Source organism: Amycolatopsis sp. VC5-11 (genome assembly GCF_037034185.1).
GTDB lineage: Bacteria > Actinomycetota > Actinomycetes > Mycobacteriales > Pseudonocardiaceae > Amycolatopsis > Amycolatopsis nivea.
On the sequence record NZ_JBAGKF010000022.1, the window covers coordinates 59,096 to 79,397 of the forward strand.

At 69.7% G+C, this 20,302-nt stretch carries 21 protein-coding genes; 8 read left to right on the forward strand and 13 right to left on the reverse strand.

From position 1 onward, the window contains the following. The first annotated feature begins 9 nt into the window (after positions 1–9). On the forward strand, positions 10–414 hold the full coding sequence (locus WA670_RS39405; protein ID WP_037816039.1) for a hypothetical protein: 405 nt from the start codon (positions 10–12) through the stop codon (positions 412–414). Position 415: 1 nt separating this feature from the next. On the opposite strand, the gene WA670_RS39410 is transcribed toward WA670_RS39405, so the two are convergent. The 6 genes from WA670_RS39410 to WA670_RS39435 all read right to left on the reverse strand — a co-directional run bounded on the left by WA670_RS39410 (position 416) and on the right by WA670_RS39435 (position 6,050). Continuing rightward, positions 416–1,543 (reverse strand): alanine racemase, encoded by a 1,128-nt coding sequence (locus tag WA670_RS39410; RefSeq protein ID WP_336161153.1) that lies wholly within the window; start codon positions 1,541–1,543, stop codon positions 416–418. Further along, positions 1,530–1,913, reverse strand: a complete 384-nt coding sequence (locus WA670_RS39415; RefSeq protein ID WP_336161155.1) for a RidA family protein — start codon at positions 1,911–1,913, stop codon at positions 1,530–1,532. The genes WA670_RS39410 and WA670_RS39415 overlap by 14 nt, the downstream gene beginning before the upstream one ends. An 8-nt stretch (positions 1,914–1,921) precedes the next feature. Next, positions 1,922–2,527: a helix-turn-helix transcriptional regulator gene (locus WA670_RS39420; protein WP_336161157.1), complete on the reverse strand. Its 606-nt coding sequence runs from the start codon at positions 2,525–2,527 to the stop codon at positions 1,922–1,924. Between the two features lie 97 nt (positions 2,528–2,624). Continuing rightward, positions 2,625–2,837 (reverse strand): acyl-CoA carboxylase epsilon subunit, encoded by a 213-nt coding sequence (locus tag WA670_RS39425; RefSeq protein ID WP_078870578.1) that lies wholly within the window; start codon positions 2,835–2,837, stop codon positions 2,625–2,627. A gap of 7 nt (positions 2,838–2,844) precedes the next feature. Then, positions 2,845–4,482: an acyl-CoA carboxylase subunit beta gene (locus WA670_RS39430; RefSeq protein ID WP_043831873.1), complete on the reverse strand. Its 1,638-nt coding sequence runs from the start codon at positions 4,480–4,482 to the stop codon at positions 2,845–2,847. A gap of 14 nt (positions 4,483–4,496) precedes the next feature. Next, complete coding sequence (locus WA670_RS39435) at positions 4,497–6,050, reverse strand: hypothetical protein (protein ID WP_336161160.1); 1,554 nt, start codon at positions 6,048–6,050, stop codon at positions 4,497–4,499. Between the two features lie 83 nt (positions 6,051–6,133). Between WA670_RS39435 and WA670_RS39440 the strand changes: the two genes are divergently transcribed. Continuing rightward, positions 6,134–6,952, forward strand: a complete 819-nt coding sequence (locus tag WA670_RS39440; RefSeq protein WP_336161162.1) for a GNAT family N-acetyltransferase — start codon at positions 6,134–6,136, stop codon at positions 6,950–6,952. Here the strand turns inward: WA670_RS39440 and WA670_RS39445 are convergent. Both WA670_RS39445 and WA670_RS39450 read right to left on the reverse strand, forming a co-directional pair. Next, entirely contained in the window at positions 6,949–7,824 is an 876-nt protein-coding gene (locus WA670_RS39445; RefSeq protein WP_336161164.1) for an SRPBCC domain-containing protein, read from the reverse strand. The two genes, WA670_RS39440 and WA670_RS39445, sit on opposite strands and share 4 nt — an antisense overlap. 31 nt (positions 7,825–7,855) lie before the next feature. Then, a complete protein-coding gene (locus tag WA670_RS39450) occupies positions 7,856–8,557 on the reverse strand; it encodes an NAD(P)H-dependent oxidoreductase (RefSeq protein ID WP_336161166.1) in 702 nt (233 codons plus the stop codon). A gap of 70 nt (positions 8,558–8,627) precedes the next feature. On the opposite strand from WA670_RS39450, the gene WA670_RS39455 reads away from it, so the two are divergent. Then, positions 8,628–9,611, forward strand: coding sequence for a GlxA family transcriptional regulator (locus WA670_RS39455; protein ID WP_106961292.1), 984 nt, complete (start codon positions 8,628–8,630; stop codon positions 9,609–9,611). Positions 9,612–9,737: 126 nt separating this feature from the next. Here WA670_RS39455 and WA670_RS39460 read toward each other — a convergent pair whose 3' ends face one another. From WA670_RS39460 to WA670_RS39470, 3 genes are all read right to left on the reverse strand, one after another. Then, positions 9,738–10,565, reverse strand: coding sequence for an NBR1-Ig-like domain-containing protein (locus tag WA670_RS39460; RefSeq protein WP_336161167.1), 828 nt, complete (start codon positions 10,563–10,565; stop codon positions 9,738–9,740). Positions 10,566–10,676: 111 nt separating this feature from the next. Then, positions 10,677–11,513: an alkaline phosphatase family protein gene (locus tag WA670_RS39465; protein WP_336161169.1), complete on the reverse strand. Its 837-nt coding sequence runs from the start codon at positions 11,511–11,513 to the stop codon at positions 10,677–10,679. Positions 11,514–11,647: 134 nt separating this feature from the next. Beyond that, the gene (locus WA670_RS39470) at positions 11,648–12,508 is read right to left on the reverse strand and encodes an alpha/beta fold hydrolase (RefSeq protein ID WP_336161171.1); all 861 of its coding nucleotides are present in this window, start codon (positions 12,506–12,508) and stop codon (positions 11,648–11,650) included. Positions 12,509–12,578: 70 nt separating this feature from the next. Between WA670_RS39470 and WA670_RS39475 the strand changes: the two genes are divergently transcribed. Then, a complete protein-coding gene (locus WA670_RS39475; protein ID WP_336161172.1) occupies positions 12,579–15,506 on the forward strand; it encodes a BTAD domain-containing putative transcriptional regulator in 2,928 nt (975 codons plus the stop codon). Here the strand turns inward: WA670_RS39475 and WA670_RS39480 are convergent. Together WA670_RS39480 and WA670_RS39485 are read right to left on the reverse strand one after the other, a co-directional pair. Continuing rightward, positions 15,466–15,969, reverse strand: a complete 504-nt coding sequence (locus tag WA670_RS39480) for a hypothetical protein (RefSeq protein WP_238608552.1) — start codon at positions 15,967–15,969, stop codon at positions 15,466–15,468. The two genes, WA670_RS39475 and WA670_RS39480, sit on opposite strands and share 41 nt — an antisense overlap. A 130-nt stretch (positions 15,970–16,099) precedes the next feature. Next, positions 16,100–17,206, reverse strand: coding sequence for a C40 family peptidase (locus tag WA670_RS39485; RefSeq protein ID WP_037816020.1), 1,107 nt, complete (start codon positions 17,204–17,206; stop codon positions 16,100–16,102). A gap of 80 nt (positions 17,207–17,286) precedes the next feature. On the opposite strand from WA670_RS39485, the gene WA670_RS39490 reads away from it, so the two are divergent. From WA670_RS39490 to WA670_RS39505, 4 genes are all read left to right on the forward strand, one after another. Then, complete coding sequence (locus WA670_RS39490) at positions 17,287–18,096, forward strand: biotin--[acetyl-CoA-carboxylase] ligase (protein WP_037816018.1); 810 nt, start codon at positions 17,287–17,289, stop codon at positions 18,094–18,096. An 83-nt stretch (positions 18,097–18,179) separates the two neighbouring features. Continuing rightward, positions 18,180–18,755 (forward strand): PH domain-containing protein, encoded by a 576-nt coding sequence (locus WA670_RS39495; RefSeq protein WP_037816017.1) that lies wholly within the window; start codon positions 18,180–18,182, stop codon positions 18,753–18,755. A gap of 1 nt (position 18,756) precedes the next feature. Next, entirely contained in the window at positions 18,757–19,686 is a 930-nt protein-coding gene (locus WA670_RS39500; protein ID WP_037816016.1) for a hydroxymethylglutaryl-CoA lyase, read from the forward strand. Positions 19,687–19,726: 40 nt separating this feature from the next. Next, a complete protein-coding gene (locus tag WA670_RS39505) occupies positions 19,727–20,254 on the forward strand; it encodes a GNAT family N-acetyltransferase (protein WP_238608551.1) in 528 nt (175 codons plus the stop codon). Positions 20,255–20,302: the final 48 nt, after the last annotated feature.

The following is a 20,302-nucleotide window of genomic DNA, read 5'->3' on the forward strand; positions in this document are numbered from 1 at the left end:
CCTGCAGACATGGGAACGGTCTTGTGGCTGGTCGGGCTGGCTGTCGCCGCCGCGGTCGTGGCCGGGATCGCCTGGGTTTTCCGGGACCGGGCCGGCGGGCTCGACCAGCGATTGCGGGCGGCTGAACAGGCCTCGCGGTGGCGATTCCTGCAGCAGCAGTGGGAATCGGAACCGATGGCGCGGCTCGCGACCGTCCAGCAGGTGCACGCGCTCACCCAGAACGGCGGCTGCCAGGTCCGGATCGTCTGGACGGACAGCTACCACGCCGAGGACGTCGAGATCGAGCACGATCAGGCCGACGCGGGCGATTACCTGCTGCTGCGGGGCGTCGGACCGCTCGGATCGATCACCCGGGAAGAGCTGCTGGCGCACGCGGGTGCCGATGCGCCGGACTGGGCTCAGCGCGGGCGTTGATTCACCAGCCGCTGATCCGCTGCCAGGTGTCGACGAGGCGGCCGTTCTCCAGGATTCGGTAGCCGCTGTGCTGTGCGGCGGTGGCGCAGGCGTGGTTCGGCAGGATGCGCAGGCGGGTGCCGATCGGCAGGTCGGGCAGCGGATGTCCCTCGCGGGCGGTGAGGATTCCGTGTTCCTGGCTCGCGCCGGTCACCACGAGACCCGGCACCAGGGCGCCGTCGAGGTCGGCGACCAGGCCGTATCCCTGGTCGACAGCTTGGTTCGCGGTGCCTCGGTCGCGCGACAACGCCATCCAGCCGCCGTCCGTGAGGATCCAGCCGTGCTCGGGGCGGTGTCCGATCACGGTGACAACTACGGACAGCGCAAGGTCTTCGGTGCGGCATACGCCCAGTCCGGCCATCACCAAGTCGAAGAAAACGTAGTTGCCAGCGCGGACTTCGGTGACGCCGGTGAGGTCGTCGGCAGCGTGTGCGGTGGGAGTCGAGCCGACGCTGACTGTGCCTGCGTACAGGCCTTCGTCGCGAAGGCGTTGTGCTGCAGCGACAGCGACCTCACGTTCGTGTGCGGCGGCTTCGCGTTGCGCTGCAGGGGTTGTCGCGAAGTAGGACTCGCCGGCGTGTACGAGGACACCGTCGAGACAGTCGTGCAGATGCCGTCCGATGGTGAGCAACGCGGGGTCTTCGGGAAGTACGCCGCCACGGTGACCGTCGCAGTCGACCTCGATCAGCGACGGAATCCGTACGCCGGCTTCGCGCGCCGCAGCGCTTATCGCAGAGGCTTGCGCGACGCTGTCCAGCAGCACGCGCACGGTGATTCCCCGTCGCAGCAACGTAAGCACGCGCGGGAGCTTGTGCGGATCGATGCCGACGGCGTACGTGATGTCGGTGTAGCCGCCGTCGGCGAAGGCTTCTGCCTCGGCCAGCGTCGACACCGTGATCGGGCCTGGCTTTCCACCGTGCATCAACGCGGTCGCGGGTAATGCCTTCGCCGTTTTCGTATGGGGGCGCAGGGAAACGCCGAGTGCGCGCATCCGCTGAGCGAGCCGTTCGGCGTTCCGCCGCGCGCGCGAAAGCTCGACGACGGCGAACGGAGTGTCCGGGTCAGCCAGGGTTTCCTCAGACGGCGGCAATTGCCTGCACCTCGACCTTCGCTCCAAAGTGGAGGGTGCTGGACCCGGCGACCGCGCGCGCCGGGCGGTGGTCGCCAAGCCAGGCACGGTAAATCCGGTCGAACTCCGGCCAGTCGCCCATGTCGGTCACGTAGACGGTGACCGACAACAGCCGATCGCGGCTCGTGCCCGCGGTGGCGAGGCACGCGTCGAGGTTGGCCAGAACTTGCTTGGCCTGCACGGAAAATGTCTCGTCCACCAGCCGGGTCCCGTCGCTGGTGATGGGCAGTTGCCCGGAGACGAACACCATCCCGCCGTACTGCGCGGTGTGCGAGTAATGCCCGCCGGGCGCGGACAGTTCAGGGCTGTCGCGCAGGACGATTTCGGTCATCGACGTGCTCATTTCGCGTAGTTGTAAACAGTCGCCCGGGATACGCCGAGCAGGTCGGCGATGATCTGGGCGGCGTCGCGGGATTCGAAGTACCCCTCGTCGCGCAGCCGGCGGACCAGGTCGCGTTTGGCTTCGCGGGAAAGGGAACGCGGGCTGCCGCCTGCCGCGCGTTCGATCCGTTCCCGCAGTTCACGCGACGTACGGGAACGCAGGTCTTCGACGACCCCGGGCTGCGCAGCGTCAGTGGCGACCAGGCTGCTCAGCGTGTGCGTGAGCGGCGAAAGCACCGAGACGTCGAGGTTCAGGCACAGCGCGGCGACGTACTCGCCGTCGGCGTTCTTGATGCCGATCGACGTGCTCTTGACCGGCCGTCCGTCCGGGAACTGGTTCGCGTAGTTCTGCAGGACGCTCGGGTAGTCCGGGTCGCTGATCCGCCGCAACCCCAGTTCGGTGGCCGGATCGCCGACCTCGCGGCCGGACAGGTTGTTCTCGATCGCGCGGATCGCGTGGTCCGGATCCCGCAGGTCGTGCAGCACGACCTCGCACAGGCCGGGGAACATCCGGCCGATCGCGACGGCGATCTTCTCGGTTTCCCGGATGAGGTGCTCGTCCACGCCGCCGCCTTTGACTCATTGTCCAACTTTAGAAAATGAGTCTAGCAGGTGGGCAAAAAGGTGATCCCGGCTCTCGAACCGGGATCAACAGGGGACTTCAGCGAGGCAACGACGAGGCGCGCCAGGCCCCGTCACCAGCGGCGTTCGGCGCGTGCACCGCGGCCGCCCGGTCGCCCCACCACGACGTACGGCGCCGTGGGGGAGCGGGTGCTGATGCGGCCGCGGCAGTGGCGACCACCGCGGTGAGTGCGGCGAGTTCGGCGTCGTCCGGGTTGCCGCGGACTACGCGGAGCAGGGGAGTGTCCGTCATCGCGGCCTCACAGGGGGATGTTGCCGTGCTTCTTGGGCGGCAGCGATTCGCGCTTGGTGCGCAGCAGGCTCAGCGCCTTGGCGACGTGGCCGCGGGTGTGCGCGGGCACGATCACCGAGTCGACGTAGCCGCGTTCGGCCGCCGCGTACGGGTTCAGCAGCGTGTCCTCGTACTCCTGGATGAGGTCCGCGCGCAACGCGTCAACATCGCGACCCTCCGCCGCCGCGTTGGCCAGCGTCTTGCGGTGCACGATGTTCGCCGCGCCCTGCGCGCCCATCACTGCGACCTGCGCGGTGGGCCAGGCGAGGTTGACGTCCGCGCCGAGGTGCTTGGAGCCCATCACGTCGTACGCGCCGCCGTACGCCTTGCGCGTAATCACCGTGATCAGCGGGACGGTCGCCTCCGCGTACGCGTAGATCAGCTTCGCGCCGCGGCGGATGATGCCGTTCCACTCCTGGTCGGTGCCGGGAAGGAAGCCGGGAACGTCCACAAAGGTCAGCACCGGGATGTTGAACGCGTCGCAGGTCCGCACGAACCGGGCGGCCTTCTCGGACGCGTCGATGTCGAGGCAGCCGGCGAACTGCGTCGGCTGGTTCGCCACGACGCCGACGCTCTGCCCGTCGACCCGGCCGAAGCCGACCAGGATGTTGGGCGCGAACAGCTCGTGCACCTCGAGGAATTCGCCGTCGTCGAGGACGCGGGTGACGACCTCGTGCATGTCGTACGGCGTGTTCGGCGAGTCCGGGATGAGCGTGTCGAGCTCGCGGTCGGTGTCGGTGACGTTCTCGAAGAAGCCGGCGGGCGGCTGGTTCGCGTCGAACTCCGGCGGCTCGGACAGGTTGTTCTGCGGCAGGTAGGAGAGCAGTTCCTTGACGTAGGCGATGGCGTCCTCGTCGTCGGAACCGAGGTAGTGCGCGACGCCCGACTTGGTGTTGTGCGTGCGCCCGCCGCCGAGTTCCTCGAAGGTGACGTCCTCGCCGGTCACCGTCTTCACGACGTCCGGTCCGGTGATGAACATCTGCGACGTCTCGTCCACCATCACGACGAAGTCGGTGAGCGCGGGGGAGTAGACGTGCCCGCCCGCGTTCGCGCCCATGATCAGCGAGATCTGCGGGATCACGCCGGAGGCCATGGTGTTGCGGCGGAAGATCTCGCCGTACAGGCCGAGCGAGACGACGCCCTCCTGGATCCGCGCGCCGCCGCCCTCGTTGATGCCGATGATCGGACGGCCGGTCTTGATCGCCAGGTCCATCACCTTGACGATCTTCTCGCCGTAGACCTCGCCGAGCGCGCCGCCGAACACCGTCACGTCCTGGCTGAACACGCACACCGGACGTCCGTCGACGGTGCCGTAGCCGGTGACGACGCCGTCGCCGTACGGGCGGTTCTTCTCCAGCCCGAAGTTCGTGGAGCGGTGCCGCGCCAGCTCGTCCAGCTCGACGAACGAGCCCTCGTCGAGCAGCAGATCGATCCGCTCGCGGGCGGTTTTCTTGCCCTTGGCGTGCTGTTTCTCGATCGCGCGCGCCGAACCGGCGTGCACGGCCTCGTCGTAGCGGCGGTAGAGATCCGCGAGCTTGCCGGCCGTCGTGTGGATGTCCGGTTCTCCCTCGGGCGGCGTCCCGAGCGGCTGCGTCGCACTGCTCATGTGGCGGAGCTTAGCTACTGCGCGGTTGCCGCGCGTGTGGCGTAGGACTCCCTCCGCGCTGTGTCGCAGACGAGCACGCGGCCGTCGAGCGTGCCGACGACGAGCCGGTCCGGAGCTCGGGCGCTCAGCGAGAGCGGGACGACGGGATGGCCGTTGACCTGCAGGTGTTGCCGCCCGAGTTCGCGGCCGTCGGTGGCGTCGAGCGCGACGATCTCGCCGGAGTTGTCGGCGACGTAGACGGTGTACCCGATGGTGTCCATCGCGGTGACCTGGTGGTCGCCGGTGTGGACCCACTCCGCTTTTCCGTCGGGATAGGAGCGGCGGACGACGCAGGAGTTGCCCGGCAGGAGTCCGGCGCCGTGGTGGATCGCGGTCGCGTGGACGAGCGAGCCGTCGACGAACACTCCGGGGCCGCCGAAGAGGTGCCTGCCTTGGGCCGCGTCCCATTCGAGGGGAAACAAGCGCTCGGTGCGCCGCCGCCGGGGATTGAAGGCGACGACCCATTTGTCCTCGTGCGCTCGCGGGCCCATGCCTTGCAGGAACAACAGCGCGGGTGCGCGGCGGATGTCGAAGAAGTGGTTGATCAGGTCGTAGCCGCCGAGGTCGACGCGGCTTTCCGACGGCAGCACCTCGGTCGGCCCGGAACGCGAACGGATGGCGAGCCGCCCGGTTTCGTCGGCGCTGAGCACGGCGGGGTGGTCGAAGGTCCGGAGCGCTTCGGAGTATCCGTCAGTGAGCTGGACGCGTTCGATCGTCGAGCCGGAGCGGGTCCAGCCCGCCCACGAGTTGGTGAAGACGGCGGTGCTCTCGTCGGGGTCGACGTAAAGCTGGCAGCCGACGCCCGACGTGGGCACGGACCATTCGCGTTCGCCGGTGGCCGACCAGCACTCCACGGCGACGTGTTCAAGGCTGGCGAGAATCCGTCCGTCGTTCAGTGCGGCGACTGCCCACACCTGTCGTCGGTGGTTTCCGCCGGCAACCGCGGCGAGCGGTTCGGCGGGTTCGGTCGCGGGCCCGTCGACCTCCAGCGAACGGGCCTCCACGGCTCGCCAGTCCGGCACGGCGATGGCAACGGCCATTGTGGAGAAGCCGCGCTCTTCTTCCTCGTTCTCGTCGAACACGGACACTTTCGCTTCGAGAGTCTGGCGATCGCGCCAGCGAAGTTCAGTGACCTCACGGCGTTCGCGCAGCAAAGAGGTCGCGCGGCCGGTTCCGAGGTCGAGGACCGTCAGCTCGCCTTCGTAGAAATAGCCGCCGTCGTACGACCCGGAGCCGATGGCCAGGATCGGCAGCTCCGGATGGAACGCCAAAGCGTTGACCGGCCAATGCAGGCGCACGAGGTGAACGCATTCGAGCGTGTCGCCGCGATAGACCCCGACGCGGTTCCAGGCGGTCGGCTCGGACGAATCCGACACGCTGTGCCCGGCCCACAACGGACGTCCCAGCGAACCCCCGACGGCCACATAGCCCGTACGGGAATCGGTCTCGGTCAGCCGCACCTCGCCGACTTCGGCGAATCGGTCGCCGCCGAGAACCTGCTGGACAGTCAGCATTTCGGAGTCGGTCACCAGCGAAGCCTATGCCGGGTGTCAGTTGAATTTTCGGCGTCGAGCCGACCACTGCGGCCGCTGCCGGGCCTAGGGTGGGCAACGTGCTGCTCGCCGACGCCTCGGTCCGCTCGCTCGGGCCTGCCGACCTGTCCGCTTGCCTCGACCTCGGAACCGATCGCGGGTGGCCGCGCGAGGAACGGAAATGGGCGATGCTGCTGGACGTCGGCCGCGGATTCGGCATTGACGCCCCGGATGGCGGTCTTGCCGCAGCGGCGGTGCTGACCCGGACCGGGCCGACCGCGTCGGTGTCGATGGTGGTCGTGGCGGAGCGGTTCGCGCGGCAGGGACTCGGTCGTCGGGTGATGGCGGAGGCGCTCGACGCGGCTGGTGACGCGGTGGTGTCCTTGCACACCACGGAAAACGCGCGTCCGCTGTACGAATCGATGGGCTTCGAGTTCGACGGCGGCTGCAATGACCATCGCGGCCGCTTCGCTGACGACGGCGGTCCGGCGTCGCGGCCGATCGGTCCGGCAGATGTGGCGCGAGTGTACGAATTGGACAGTGCGTCCCAAGGCTTCGCGCGGCGGGAGTTGTTGAACCGCATGCTGTTCGAGGCCGAGCACGTCCACGTGACCGACGACGGTTACGCGCTCGGCACCGCGCAAGGCGGGGTGCTGGTGATCGGTCCGGTGGTGGCTGCGGACGAGGACCAGGCTCGTGCGCTGATCCGCGGCATCGCCCGCACCGCGTCGGGTGATCTGCGGCTGGCGGTGGACCATCGGTTTCCGGAGCTGTCGGCGTGGTGCGAGGCGCGCGGGCTCGCGGTGCACGGTCCCGCGCCGCGGCTGGTGCTTCACGGAAAAGCGTTGCCGGGACCGGCCGAGGTGCGGTTTTCGCCGTACAACACCGCGCTCGGCTAGCTGTACCGCTTCCGCACCTCGGCCTTCCGCTCGGCCGACCACGGCTCCAGTTCCACCTTGAACGTCCCGGCGAACAACGCGTTCAGCTGCTCATGCCGTGCGGTCAGCAGGTCCGGCAGTTGCTCCTTCAGCTCCGCCGGAACGGTCTGGGTCAGCTCCACCCGCACCCCGTCCAGCGGATCCGCTGTGACTTCCCACCGGACCTCCCCGGCCGGTTTCCCGTCGTGCAGCCACGTGTAGGCCAGCACCTCCGGCGACCGCGACTCCAGCACCTCCGCCCCGGCTTCCGGCTGGGGCAGCCGCTTCCAGACGTCCTCGGCAGGCGGCCAGACCAGGTCCCGGCGGAACCGAATCGTCCCGCCGTCCAGGACCTCGCCGTCCTCCAGGCCGAATTCCTCGATGTAGTGCACCATCCGCGCGTGCCAGTCGGTCGGCATCTCCGGCGTCCGGCCGTCCAGCGTGGCTTCGAGGGAATCGAGGCAGGCGACCCAGCCGGTGACGTGCCGTCCCGCGCCGAGCAGGGCGATGTCGGGTTCGCCGCGGTTGAAGACGTGCGTGAAGGCGAGCTTGCTGCCCGTGCCGTCAGCCGATACCTCGATCCGGATCAGGTCCGAGTTCCAGGTGAACTCGAAGACCTCCGGCGGCCGGTAGCCGACGATCTTGCCCTCGCTGACGTCGCCGGTTTCGGTGAAGGTGAACGTGATCTTCCCGCCTGGCGCCGGGGCGTCCGGCAGCGTGACCGCGGCGGGGAACCAGTGCGCCAGTTCTTCCGGCGAGGTGACCGCGCGCCACACCTTCTGCGGCGGATGGGCCAGAGTCCGTTCGAGGGTGACGCTCGGTCGTCCGCCGGGAGTGGTTCGCAGGATCGCCATACCCGTATATAACCATGGAGGTATATACGGGTCAAGCCGTCAGATGCGCGCCGTACCCGGTCTGACCTGGGGCGACTTCGGGAAGCAGGACGAGCCGCCGGTCGTAGTCGCCGCCGTCCTGCGTGCGGTACGGGAGCGGATCGGTCGTTTCCAGGGAGTGCAAACGTTTGCGCAGTTGCTCGACGACGCAGTCGAACTTCTCCGGCGTCATCCGGTTCGTGCCGGTCACCTTGAGCGGCGGCAGGACCGTCATGCCGGTGTAGAAGAGCGTGGCGTGCTGGACGTTGAACAGCAGATCGTCCAGCGAACCGTGCGCGCCGCGCGGGCCGAGGCTGTCCTCGTGCGCGCCGGCGGTGACGATGACCATCGCGCGTTTCCCGGCCAGGACGCCATTGCCGTAGCGCAGGGTGTGGCCGGTTTCGTCGCGGTAGTCGTAGCCGTATCCCTGCACGAAAACGCGGTCGAACCAGCCCTTCAGGATGGCCGGGGTGTCCGCCCACCAGAGCGGGAACTGGACGACGACCGTGTCCGCCCAGTCGAGTTTTTCGTGCTCGATCCGGACGTCCTCGGGCACGGTCGCGATCTCGTCGACGACCGGGTTCCAGTGCATCGCGTAGAGATCGGATTCGCGCACGTCGTGGCCGAGATCGCGCAGCGTCGCGACGCCTTCGTCGCGAAGCGCGCCGTTGAGCGAAGCGGGGTCGGGGTGGGCGTAGATCCACAAGACGTTCATGAGGCCAGGGTGCAACCGGCGAAACGCCCAAAACAGTGGCCCGATGGCCACCTTGTGCAAGAATCGGGCCATGGCTGTTTTTCGGCATCCGGAGCGGCACAAGGTCGCCGTGCTGGTGCGGCACGGCATGCTCGTGATGGAACTCGGCATCGTCCACCGGCTGTTCGGCCAGGCCAGATCCGCGGACGGCGAGCGGTTGTACGAGGTCGTCACCTGCACGCCGGAGCCCGGCGACATCCGCACCGATTCGGACTTCACCATCCCGGTCGCGCAGGGCCCGGAGGCCGTGGCCGAGGCAGACACGGTGATCGTCCCCGCGTCGTCGCTCGAGTACGAGCCCACCGGACGGCAGCTGACCCCGCAGCTCAAGCACGCGATGAGCCTGGTGTGCCCGGACAGCCGGATCGCCTCGATCTGCACCGGCGCGTACGTGCTCGCCGCGATGGGCCTGCTCGACGGACGCCGCGCGACCACGCACTGGCGTTCGGCGTGCGAGTTCCAGCTCGAATACCCGCGCGTGCAGCTCGACCCGGACGTGCTCTACACCGAGGACGGCAACGTCTTCACCTCGGCGGGCGTCGCGTCCGGCATCGATCTTTGCCTGCACCTGATCCGGCGTGATTTCGGCGCGGCGGTCGCCAACGAGGTCGCTCGCGGCACGGTCGTTTCGCCGCATCGCGAGGGCGGGCAGGCCCAGTTCATCCGCCGTCCGGTGCCGGAGCCGCGGTCGTCGTCCACCTCGGCCGCGCGGGCGTGGGCGCTGGAGCATCTCGACCAGCCGATCACGCTGCGCGACCTCGCGGTGCGCGAGTCGATGAGCACGCGGACGTTCACCCGGCGGTTCCGGGACGAGGTCGGGATGTCCGCGCTGCAGTGGCTGACCCAGCAGCGGGTGGAGCGTGCGCGGCAGTTGCTGGAGGAGTCGGAGCTGCCGGTCGACCGGGTCGCCGCGGCGTGCGGATTCGGGACGGCGGCGTCGCTGCGCCAGCACCTGCAGGCCGCGCTCGGGGTGTCGCCGAGCGCGTACCGGACCACCTTCCGGCGTCCGGCCTGAACGCGGCGGTCCGTGGCAGCGCTGTTCGCGGGCTGCCACGGACCGACCCCCAGCGGCACTCATCCTTGCGAGCGGACCAGGGTGTTCGGTACCCCGGTGACCAGGTCTTACAGAATCTGACACGCGTCAGGAGACGACCGTCACCAGTACGTACACCGGACGGCGGGTGGAGAAGAACTCCTTGCCGTTCGCGTCGACCATCTTCCAGCCGATCCAGCAGCGCCCCGGCGCGGGCGAAGCGGTCAGCGGAACGCTCACCATCACGTGATCGCCCGGCGGGGTGTCGCCGATGAGCACCCGGTCCGGGGTGCGGCAGCTTCCCGGGCTCGGCGGCAGGTCCATCCGCTGCAGGTAGCGCTGATGCCAGGCCACCGAGCCGGTGTTCTGCAGCTCCCATACCTTCTGGACGGTCTCGCCGACGTGGATCACGGTGCCGTCGGGCACGGTCACGTCGCCGACGAACTTCGAGTTGTCGCCGGCGACGCGCGCACCGACGTCGACCAGGCTGCCGCTCTTCAGCTTCGGTACCACGATCGCGCCGACCGCGGCGACAAGCACGACGACGGACGCAACCGCGGCCAGCGCGTACTTACGACGGCGCCGGGGCTTCTCCGGGACGGCCGGTTCCGCGCTGATCAGCACTGGCTCCGCCGCCGTTTTGACGATGTCGGCCTCGGTCGCGTCGACGACGGGAACCGCGGGCTCCGGAGGGACGCCCTTCAGCTCTTCCCAACGTCGCCGCCACTGTTGTTCGTCCGCGTCGCACGCCCGGACGAACTCGCGCGTGGTGTCCCACGACGGGAACCGGGTGCCGCGGACCGCCTCGTGCAGCGTGGTGTGCGAGATCCGCCCGGAGCGGTCGGCCATCTTGCGGAACGACGGATTCCCGGCCCGCGCGCGCAGTGCGGCCAGTTCCGCGGAGAGCACCTCGGCGGCAGATTGCCCGTCGCCCATTGCTCTCCCTGGTTGTCAGATCCGCTGGTCGGACTAGTCTGACATTCCAGTTCGGCACAGCTGGGCGCACCCCGGCCGCGGCCCCGGCGAGGCGGCCGCGACCGGTGCGCGTCACTGCCAGGCGTCGGTGATCGGCGTCTCGCCAGCTGCGTTGCCGAGGCCGGGGAGACCGTTGGCGGCCTCCATGGTGCGCAGGACGGTGTAGTGGTTGATGGTCTCCGCGTAGTCGCCCTGCTTCACGTGCGCGCCGGTGAACGACGTGTAGATCTGGTTGGTCGAGGTGCCTTCGTCCTCGTCGAACGTCACGATCAGCAGGCTGTTGTGCGTCTTGGCCCACTGTGCGTAGCCGTCGAGGTTGTTCTTCAGCCAGGTGTCGCCGGTGCCGACCGAGCAGTCGTGCATGTCGTTGCACATGTTCGGGGTCACGAACGCGACGCTGGGCAGCTGCGAGTAGTCCGTCGGGAACCGGGAGTAGCGCAGGTTGCTCGACGCGGGCACGTTCGAGAAGTCGACCCAGCTGTTGTGCTTGCGCCGGTACTCGCCGGACGAGCAGCCGGTGTAGCCGTCGGACGGCATGGACTCCGAGTAGCCGGTGAAGGTCTTCCCCGCGCCGGCCAGCTGCGAACCGAGGTTGTCCTTCGCGCCGAGGTTTTGCGGGCAGGTGTCGTCGGTGACGCCCTGGGTATCGCCCGAGAACAGTGCGACGTAGTTCGGCTGGCTCGGGTGCGTGATCGCATGGGAGTCGGTGAAGTTCGCACCCTGCTCGGCGAGCGAGGCGAAGTAGGGCGCGGTGGTCGAGTCGATCGACGTCGACGATTCGTTCTCGAACATGACGAGCACGATGTGGTCGAAGGTGGGCACGGACGCCGCTGCTGAGGCGGGTTGGGCGGCGGTCGCCGCACCGAGAATCGCCGTCGCGACGGCGGCCACGATCCGCTTGCGGAACACAGGTCCTCCAAGATCGGCCGGGAAATGCGCTCAGGTGGGAGCGGCATAGACCGTGCCACGGAGAAGGCGTCCCGGAGAGCGGCCGGTGGGTGAATAACTGGCGACCACTCGTCCGGGGCACGACTTTCGGCGGGTCAGCGCGCGAGCAGGTCCCGCAGCGATTTCGTAACGCTGGCAGGGGAAGTCTCGGCCATGAAATGTCCACTGTGCACGGTTTCGTGCACAAGGTCCGGTGCCCACGCGCGCCAGAGCGCGGTCGCGTCGAAGCCCAGCGCGTCGCCCCAGCCCTGCTGCAGCACCGTAGTCGGCATCTTCAGCTGGTTGCCCGCGTCTCGGTCGACGCGGTCGTGTTCGATGTCGATGCCCGCGGAGGCGCGGTAGTCGGCGACGATTGACGGGACCGCGTTCCGGCTCGCTTCGAGATAGCGGGCGCGGATGTCGGCCGGGATGGACTCCGGGTCGGCGCCCCACTGGTCGAGGAAGTAGCTGAAGAACGCGTCCGGTGCGCCGCTGATCAACTGCTCGGGCAGGCCGGGCGGCTGCGCCATCAGGTAGAGGTGGAAGGCGACGGACGCGCTGACGCCGTGCAGCACCTCCCACATGTCCAGCGTCGGCAGCACGTCGAGGATGGCCAGGTGGGACACGTGGTCCGGGTGGTCGAGGCCGGCGCGGATGGCGACGAGCGCGCCGCGGTCGTGCCCGGCGAGCGCGAACTTTTCGTGGCCGAAGGCGCGCGCGAGGGCGACGACGTCGGCGGCCATGGTGCGCTTCGAGTAGGTCTCGCCGTCGTCGGCGGGCTTGTCGCTGTCGCCGTATCCGCGCAGGTCAGGGCACAGCACGGTGTGGTCGGCGGCGAGGTCGGCGGCGACGTGCCGCCACATCAGGTGGGTCTGCGGGAAGCCGTGCAGGAGGACGACGGGCGAGCCGGAGCCCGCGACCGCCACGTTGAGGGACACGCCGTCGGCGACGGGCACCCGCTGGTAGTCGAAGTTCATGCGACCCAGCGTGCGCAGGGCCGATCAGCAACCGATCAGCAACGACCGAGCTGATTACAGTACGGAACTGATGACCATCTCGTTCTCGGTGCTCGGCCCCTTGGCGGCCTGCGACGCACGCGGGCCGGTCGCGTTGCCCGGGCCGCGGCATCGCGCGGTGCTCGCGCGCCTGCTGGTTGCCCGCGGGCAGGTGGTGTCGACGGACGCGCTGGTCGACGCGTTGTGGACCGAGCCGCGCGCGGGTGCGGTCGGTGCGGTGCAGACGTTCGTCGGCGCGCTGCGGCGTTCGCTCGAACCGGACCGTCCGCCGCGGACGCCCGCGAAACTGCTGGTCACCGCCGGGCCGGGATATGCGCTGCGTGCGGAACCGGAGCAGGTCGACGCGTGGCGGTTCGAGGCGTTGCTGCGCGGGACGCCGTCGGTCGCGCAGTTGGACGAGGCGCTCGGCTGGTGGCGAGGTGAGCCGTACGCGGAGTTCGCGGACGAGCCCTGGGCGCGGGCCGAACGGGCTCGCCTGGACGAACTGCGGCTGCTCGCGCTGGAGCGGCGGGCGGCGGGTCTGCTGGATCTCGGCCGTGCTGCCGAAGCCGTGCCGGACCTGGAGTCCCTTGTGGACGCTCATCCGCTGCGCGAGGAAGCGTGGCGGCTGCTGTCGCTCGCGTTGTACCGCGCTGGTCGTCAGGGTGACGCGCTTGCTGCCTTGCGTCGGGCGCGGGCTGGGCTGGCGGCGGAGCTGGGGGTCGATCCTGGACCGGCGTTGCGGCAGGTGGAGCAGGACATCCTGGCGCAGGCTCCGCAGTTGGCCCCGGCTGTTTCCGGCCGGCTGGCCGGGCGGGATCCGGAGCTGGCGCGGCTCGCCGAGGTCGCGGCGGAAGTGGCTGACCGCAAGCGATTCCGCCTCGTGCTGGTGTCCGGCGAGGCGGGTGCGGGCAAGACGGCCCTCGTCGAGGAATTCGCTGCGCGGCTGGGCTGGACCACGGCGTGGGGCCTCAATCCGGATGGTGCCGGAGTGCCGCCCGCTTGGCCGTGGACACGGATTCTTGCTGCATTGGGCGAACCGGTCCCGCCGCGGGCGACCGGCGGCGATCCGGCGGTCGCGCGGTTCGAGTGGCATCAGGCGATGGCGGCACGGATTTCCGAGGTGGCTCGCCGGGGTCCGTTGCTGCTCGTTCTGGACGATTTGCAGTGGGCTGGCGAGGAAACCCTGGCACTGCTGACGTCGATGACCGCGGCTCCGGTGCTGCTGGTCGCGACGTATCGGACCACGGAGGTCTCCGCAGAACTGACCGCGGCCTTGGGCAGACTCGCGCGCGCCGACCCGGTTCGGCTGTATCTGGGCGGCCTTTCGGTCGAGGCGGTTGCCGAATTGGTCGGTCCCGAGTCGGCCGCGGTGATTCACCGGCGTTCTGGCGGAAATCCGTTCTTCGTCAAGGAACTTGCCCGTGCGCTGGATGCCGAAGGCGACCTACCGGACGGGGTCCGCGACGTCGTCCGGAACCGGATCGCCGCGTTGCCCGACCACGTACGCGCAGTGCTCGGGAAGGCCGCGGTGATCGGCGCGGACGTCGACCTCGGCCTGCTCGGTGACGTGCTCGACGAGCTGGAAACCGCCGTGCAGGCAGGGTTTCTGGTCGAGAGTGGACCGAGGGCGTTCCGGTTCGCGCACGCGCTCGTTCGCGACGCCGTCTACGATGACCTTTCGCTCGCTCGACGCGCACAGCTGCATCGCGAAGTCGGCGAGGCGTTGGCGAGCCGTCGGCCGTCCGCGATTTCCTTGCTGGCGCACCATTTCTTGCTCGCCGGAGACGATCGCGGCACCGCCTACGCGCAAGCAGCCGCGGAACGTGCCGAAAGAGATTTCGCGCCGCACGAAGCACTTCGGCTCTGGCAAGCCGCTTTGGCGCAAGGCCCGCGTACGGTGGAATTGCTGATGGGCCTCGCCCGGACGTCCGCGTTCACCGGTTCCTTGGCCGCCGCGCGCCGCTACCGCGCCGAGGCACTGGACCTCGCCGGCGACGATTCCGCTTTGACCATCCGCGTTTTGACCGCCTTCGACGTCCCGGGAATCTGGACCGAGAACGACGATCCCGTGCTCGCGCGCCGCATCGCCGACGCCGCCGAACGCGTGCACGCCACCGATCCGCTCGTACGTGCCCGGCTGCTGGCGACCATCGCGTTGGAACTGCGCAACGAAGGCGGTCAACGCGCCCACGACGCGGCTGTCGAGGCGGAGAAACTGGCGCGGTCCGCCGAGGATCCGGCGCTGCTGGGGTTGGCGTTGAACGCACGCTGGACACAGACCTTCACCCGCGCCGGTCTGGCCCCGGAGCGCGCCCGGATCGGCGAGGAACTGGTCGAACTGGCCGCCCGGCACCGGTTGGTGACGTTCGAGGTGCTCGGTCACCTGGTGCTGATGCAGGCCCGCTCAGCGCTGGCCGACTTCGCCGCCGCCGACATCCACGCGACCGCGGCGGACCGGCTGGGGGAGCAGTACGACCTCCCGCTCGTCAGCGTGTTCACCGACTGGTACCGCGCGCTCCGCCTGGCCGTCACCGGTCCGGTCGCCGCCGCGGAAGCCGCTTACCGCAGCGCCGCGGCCCGGTTGTCCGGCAGCGGGATGTCCGGAGTGGACCGCGGCCTGCTGCCGCTGGCCCGGCATTGCCTTTACATCCAGCACGGCCTGGAGTCCACAGTGGACTTCACGCTGCCGCCGGACCGCCCGGACCTGTTCCTGGAACTCCGCGCGTGCCTCACCGTCTCGACTGGCGACGCACGCGAACTGTATGCGCGACTGGCTCCCGCGGAGAACGAACTGGCCGGTGCCGGTTCCGGTGTGGTGACGCTCGGCCCGGTCGCCTACTACCTGGGCGAACTGGCTGTCCGGCTGGGATTGCCGCCCGACGAGCACTACCGCAAGGCCGCCGAAGTGGCCCGTCGCGCGGGTGCCGCGCACTGGGTCAGTCGACTACGTACCATTTCCCGCCGCGATTCTCCATAACCGCGTCGCCGAGGTCGCTGTCGGTGAACTTGACGGAAGCCTTCACCGCGCGCGCCGGGATCTCGACCCGCTTGGCCCCTTCCTTGATCTTGGACCGGTCGACCGTGGCCGTCTGCAGGGCCTTCTTCTGCGCCGGGGAGATCAGCTGGAACGCCATCGGCATGGTCTTCTCGCACGGTCCCATGCCCTGGTCTTCCGCCTGCTTGGCGGCCGGACCGGCGATCTCGCACACCGTCGCGAGGTCCTGCCTGCCCGCCGCGTGCATGAAGGCTTCGTACCGCTCGACCGCGTCGCCGCCGGTCGACTCCGCCGCGGAGGAGGACGACGGCGGTGCCGCCGAGGTCGACGGCGACGGCTGCGCGGCTGAGGAAGACGCGGGTGCGCTCGAGGGCGCGGAGGGAGCGGGAGCCGCGGTGCCGCCGCTTTCGCCGGAGCAACTGCTGATCAGGAGGGCAGCGCCCACGGCGAGAAAGGGGAGCATACGAGCGGACATGGCGTGCCTTTCCCGTCAGGAAGAATGCTCCGGAGCATAAGCGACAGACGGGCGCTGCGTGCGGAAACGGGAAAGTTGCCGCTGATCCTGAGGTTCGACGTCAGTTCGCCGGATGCCCCGCCCCGGCGTAGTCGTCGCCGGGCCGGTGGAACGTGTGGATCTGGATCGCCTGGCCCTCGGTCGGCGCGTTGATCATCAGGCCGTTCCCCAGGTACAGCCCCACGTGGTGGATGTGCGCCTGGCTGCCGTAGAAGACGAGGTCGCCCAGCTGCGGTTCCTGCCCGGCCGGAACCGGCGGCATCGAGCGGAACTGGCTGTCCGCCGTGCGCGGCAAGGAAACCCCGGCGCTGTCGTAGGAAGCCTTGGTGAGACCCGAGCAGTCGAATCCGGCCGCGCCCGCGTCGGGGCCGTTGCCGCCCCACACGTACGGCAGGCCGAGCTGTCCGAGCGCGAATCGTGTGGCGCGCACCGACGGCGCGTTCGCCTTCGCCGGGTCCAGGGAGAGCGTCGCGTACAGCTGGGCGTAGCCGAGCACGCGCTGCCGGAACAGCTCCATGCCGCTGCCGTTCTCGTAACCGGCCACGGCCTTCCACCAGCCGTTGCCCGCGGACAGATCGACGCCGCTCGCGCACAGCGCGCGTCCCGCCGCGACGGACGCGGCCGACGGGTCGGACAGCGCCGGATTCGCGATGCCGGGGATCTGCGCGCCGTACTTCTTCCACTGCTGCGTCGAAAGCCCCATCGGCTCGCCGTCGCCGCGGCCGTGGTTATTGCCGGCGACGCCGAGGCCCGCCAGCGTGACCCACGACAGGTGGCAGTCCGGGCGTTCCTTGCGCATGGTCAGCTCGCCGTTGGCGTACCCGAGCAAAACGGGGGCCGGGATGTCCAGCGGCCCGGCGAGCGAATCCGCCCACTTCTGCAGCGGGGCCGGACCACCGCCTCCGCCCGCCGCGCCCTGCGCCGGTTCCTGCGCTTGCACCGGAGCGCTCGCCTGCAGCACCGACGGACCGCTGACGGTCTGGGTGGGCACCGGCGCGGTGAGCGCGGCCTGCGCCGGAACGGGAGCGGGCTGGTCGCGTCCGGCGACCAGCCAGCCCGCGGTGGCGAGGCCGGCGACCAGCGGCAACGCCACGAGCCCGCGATACAGCGCGCCGCGAGCCCAAGCGGGCTTCGGCGGCGCGTCGGCGGTGGGGGTCTCCGGCGTCACGGCGTCCAATCTAGAAGAGCGCACCTCTGGGTAACGAGCGAACGGCTTGCACGTTAGGGGGACTCTCATATTGTGGGCACATGGCTGAACTCGACGCGGCGCGGCTGCGGGACGGACTCGGCGGCCGCTACGCCCGCCTCGACGTCGTGGAGACGACCGGTTCCACCAACGCTGACCTGCGGGAAGCGCTCGTCGCGGGAGCGGCGGACCGGACCGTTTTGCTGGCCGAACACCAGACGGCAGGGGTCGGACGGCGGGCTCGTTCGTGGAGTTCGCCGAAGGGCGCCGGGCTGTACCTGAGCATCGCGCTGCGCCCGGCGGGCGTGCCGTTCTCCGCGCTCGGTTCACTGTCCGTGGTCGCTGGGCTCGCGGTGCACGCGCTCGCCACCGATCTGGGCGTCGACGTCGCCCTCAAATGGCCTAACGACGTGCTCGCCGGGCCGGACCGGGCCAAGTGCGCGGGCATCCTCGCCGAGGCCGTCGGCGCCGACGACGCGGCCGTGGTGCTCGGCATCGGGCTGAACGTCCTGCCGCTCGGCGACGACGTCCCGGCCGGTCCGGGCGGTCTTCCCGCGACCTCGCTCGCCGAGCAGGGCGCGACCACCACCGACCGCACCGAGATCGCGCTCGGCCTGCTGACCAGGTTCGACGACCTCGAACGCCGCTGGCGGACGGCGGGCGGCGACCTCACCGAGGCCGGTCTGCTCGGCGACTACCGCGCCCGCTGCGCGACGCTCGGCCAGGACGTCCAGGTGCAGCTTCCGGACGGGTCGACGCTCACCGGCCGCGCCGCGGACCTGGACGCGTCCGGCCAGTTGCAGGTCGACGTCCCCGACGGACGGCGGCTCACCGTCTTCGCCGGTGATGTGGTGCACGTCCGCCCTGCTTGACCGGAACGGGCGCGCCCGCGCGAGGCCCGCGCCGGTACGGTGGATCCACCACATCGGCACACATTCGCAGGGGAGCGCCCGCCGTGGCCTATCCGGACGATTTGCTCAGCCAGAACGAACGCGTGGTGGTGCACAGCCACCCGCATTTCAAGATGCTGATCTTCCCGTTCCTGGCGTTCGTGATCACCGTCGGTGCCGCGGTGTGGCTGCTCGTGGTCACGCGGGACCTCGCCGGTCCGTGGAACAACGTGTCGATGATCGCGATCGCGGTGGTGGCGCTCGTCCTGGTGGTGTGGCTGTTCCTCGCGCCGCTCGTCCGCTGGCGCACGACGCACTTCATCGTGACGACCGACCGGCTGATCGCGCGCGAGGGCGTGCTCAAGCGCACCGGCATCGACATCCCGCTGTCGCGGATCAACAGCGTGCAGTTCGAGCACGGCCTGCTCGACCGGATCTTCGGCTGCGGCACGCTCATCATCGAATCGGCCTCGGACGAGCCGCTGCGCTTCGATGACATTCCCCACGTCGAGCACGTGCACACGGTCATTTACCGCGAAGTCAACGACAATCCCTACGACGACTACCACGGCGCGCCCGGTCCGCAGGACACCGAACCTCTGCCCCCGCGCGGCCGGGAACCGCGCGGAAGGAGACGCTGACGTGGGTGCTCGAGAGGTCGGCCTGCCGGAACGGGTCCCCGCGGGCGGGTTGCCGCCGCGGGTCGAGATCTGGGAGGTCGGGGCGCGCGACGGGCTGCAGAACGAGAGCTCGGTCGTGCCGGTCGAGGTCAAGCTCGAATTCCTGGACCGGCTCGCCGGCGCCGGGCTGACCACCCTCGAGGCGACCAGCTTCGTGCACCCGAAGTGGGTGCCGCAGCTCGCCGACGCCGAACAGCTGCTCGCCGGGCTCGACCGCCACGACGGCGTCCGCTACCCGGTGCTGGTCCCGAACGACCGCGGCCTCAACCGCGCGCTCGACGCGGGCGTCGACCACATCGCGATCTTCGCCAGCGCGACCGAGACCTTCGCCCAGCGCAACCTGAATTCGACCTTCGACGACCAGTTCGGCATGTTCGAACCGGTCGTCACGCGGGCCCGCAAGGAGGGCCTCGAAGTCCGCGGTTACCTGTCGATGTGCTTCGGCGACCCGTGGGAGGGCGTGGTCGACGTGGAGCAGGTCGTGCGCGCGGGCAAGCGGCTGCTCGACTTCGGCTGCTCGCAGCTTTCGCTCGGCGACACCATCGGCGTCGCGACCACGAACCAGGTCACCCGGCTGATCGAGGCGTTCGGGGACACCTCGGCACTCGCCGTGCACTTCCACGACACCTACGGCCAGGCGCTGGCCAACACCGAGGCCGCGCTCCGCGCCGGTGTGTCCACTGTGGACTCGTCGGCCGGCGGCCTCGGCGGCTGCCCGTACGCCGAGTCGGCGACCGGCAACCTGGCGACCGAGGATCTGGTCTGGCTGCTGGAAGGGCTGGGTGTGGAGCACGGCGTCGATCTCGGCAAGCTGGTGGAGACCAGCGTGTGGATGGCAGGGCAGCTCGGCCGTCCGTCGCCGTCGCGGGTCGTGAACGCGCTTGCCGGATAGCGCTCCCGAATTCGTTCCGCTCAGCGCGGAGACATGGCCGTTGTTCGAGCGGCTCTTCGGCCCCGGCGGGGTACAGGGCGGCTGCTGGTGCACGTTCTTCCGGCTCAGCGGTCCGGACTACAAGGCCGCCGGTCGCGACGGTCGCAAGGAGCATGTCCGAGGCGAGGCCCAGGACGGGAAACCGTTGGGGCTCTTGGGCATCGTCGACGGCGAGCCGCTGGGCTGGGTGGCCGTGTCGCCGCGGAAGGACAATCCGCGGCTGGCGCGGTCGCGCGTGATGGCGTCGGACGAACCCGGCGCGGTCTGGTCGGTGACCTGCTTCTACATCCACCGTCGTGGCCGCCGTCGCGGGCTGGCGTCGGCGTTGCTGCGGGCTGCCGTGGACTACGCCGCCGAACAGGGCGCGGAAACTGTCGAGGGGTATCCGGTGGAGGTCGGCCCTCGGTCGACCTCCTCGGACCTCTATCACGGCACTGCCGGCATGTTCGCCGACGCGGGGTTCGAGGTGGTCGAGAAGCGCGGCGCGGCCCGCGCGTTGGTGCGGCGGCGCATCGCGATCGCCCGATAAGGTGGGCTTCCCGTTCGCCCGGAACCTCCTGGTGCGAGCGAGCGTCCG

Coding starts and splice junctions, on each gene's coding strand:
- WA670_RS39460 (WP_336161167.1), bottom strand. CDS start 10,565: ATGGGCGACGGGCAATCTGCCGCCGAGGTGCTCTCCGCGGAACTGGCC.
- WA670_RS39430 (WP_043831873.1), bottom strand. CDS start 4,482: ATGAGCAGTGCGACGCAGCCGCTCGGGACGCCGCCCGAGGGAGAACCG.
- WA670_RS39445 (WP_336161164.1), bottom strand. CDS start 7,824: ATGGCGATCCTGCGAACCACTCCCGGCGGACGACCGAGCGTCACCCTC.
- WA670_RS39475 (WP_336161172.1), top strand. CDS start 12,579: ATGACCATCTCGTTCTCGGTGCTCGGCCCCTTGGCGGCCTGCGACGCA.
- WA670_RS39455 (WP_106961292.1), top strand. CDS start 8,628: ATGGCTGTTTTTCGGCATCCGGAGCGGCACAAGGTCGCCGTGCTGGTG.
- WA670_RS39450 (WP_336161166.1), bottom strand. CDS start 8,557: ATGAACGTCTTGTGGATCTACGCCCACCCCGACCCCGCTTCGCTCAAC.
- WA670_RS39405 (WP_037816039.1), top strand. CDS start 10: ATGGGAACGGTCTTGTGGCTGGTCGGGCTGGCTGTCGCCGCCGCGGTC.
- WA670_RS39470 (WP_336161171.1), bottom strand. CDS start 12,508: ATGAACTTCGACTACCAGCGGGTGCCCGTCGCCGACGGCGTGTCCCTC.
- WA670_RS39490 (WP_037816018.1), top strand. CDS start 17,287: ATGGCTGAACTCGACGCGGCGCGGCTGCGGGACGGACTCGGCGGCCGC.
- WA670_RS39415 (WP_336161155.1), bottom strand. CDS start 1,913: ATGACCGAAATCGTCCTGCGCGACAGCCCTGAACTGTCCGCGCCCGGC.
- WA670_RS39425 (WP_078870578.1), bottom strand. CDS start 2,837: ATGACGGACACTCCCCTGCTCCGCGTAGTCCGCGGCAACCCGGACGAC.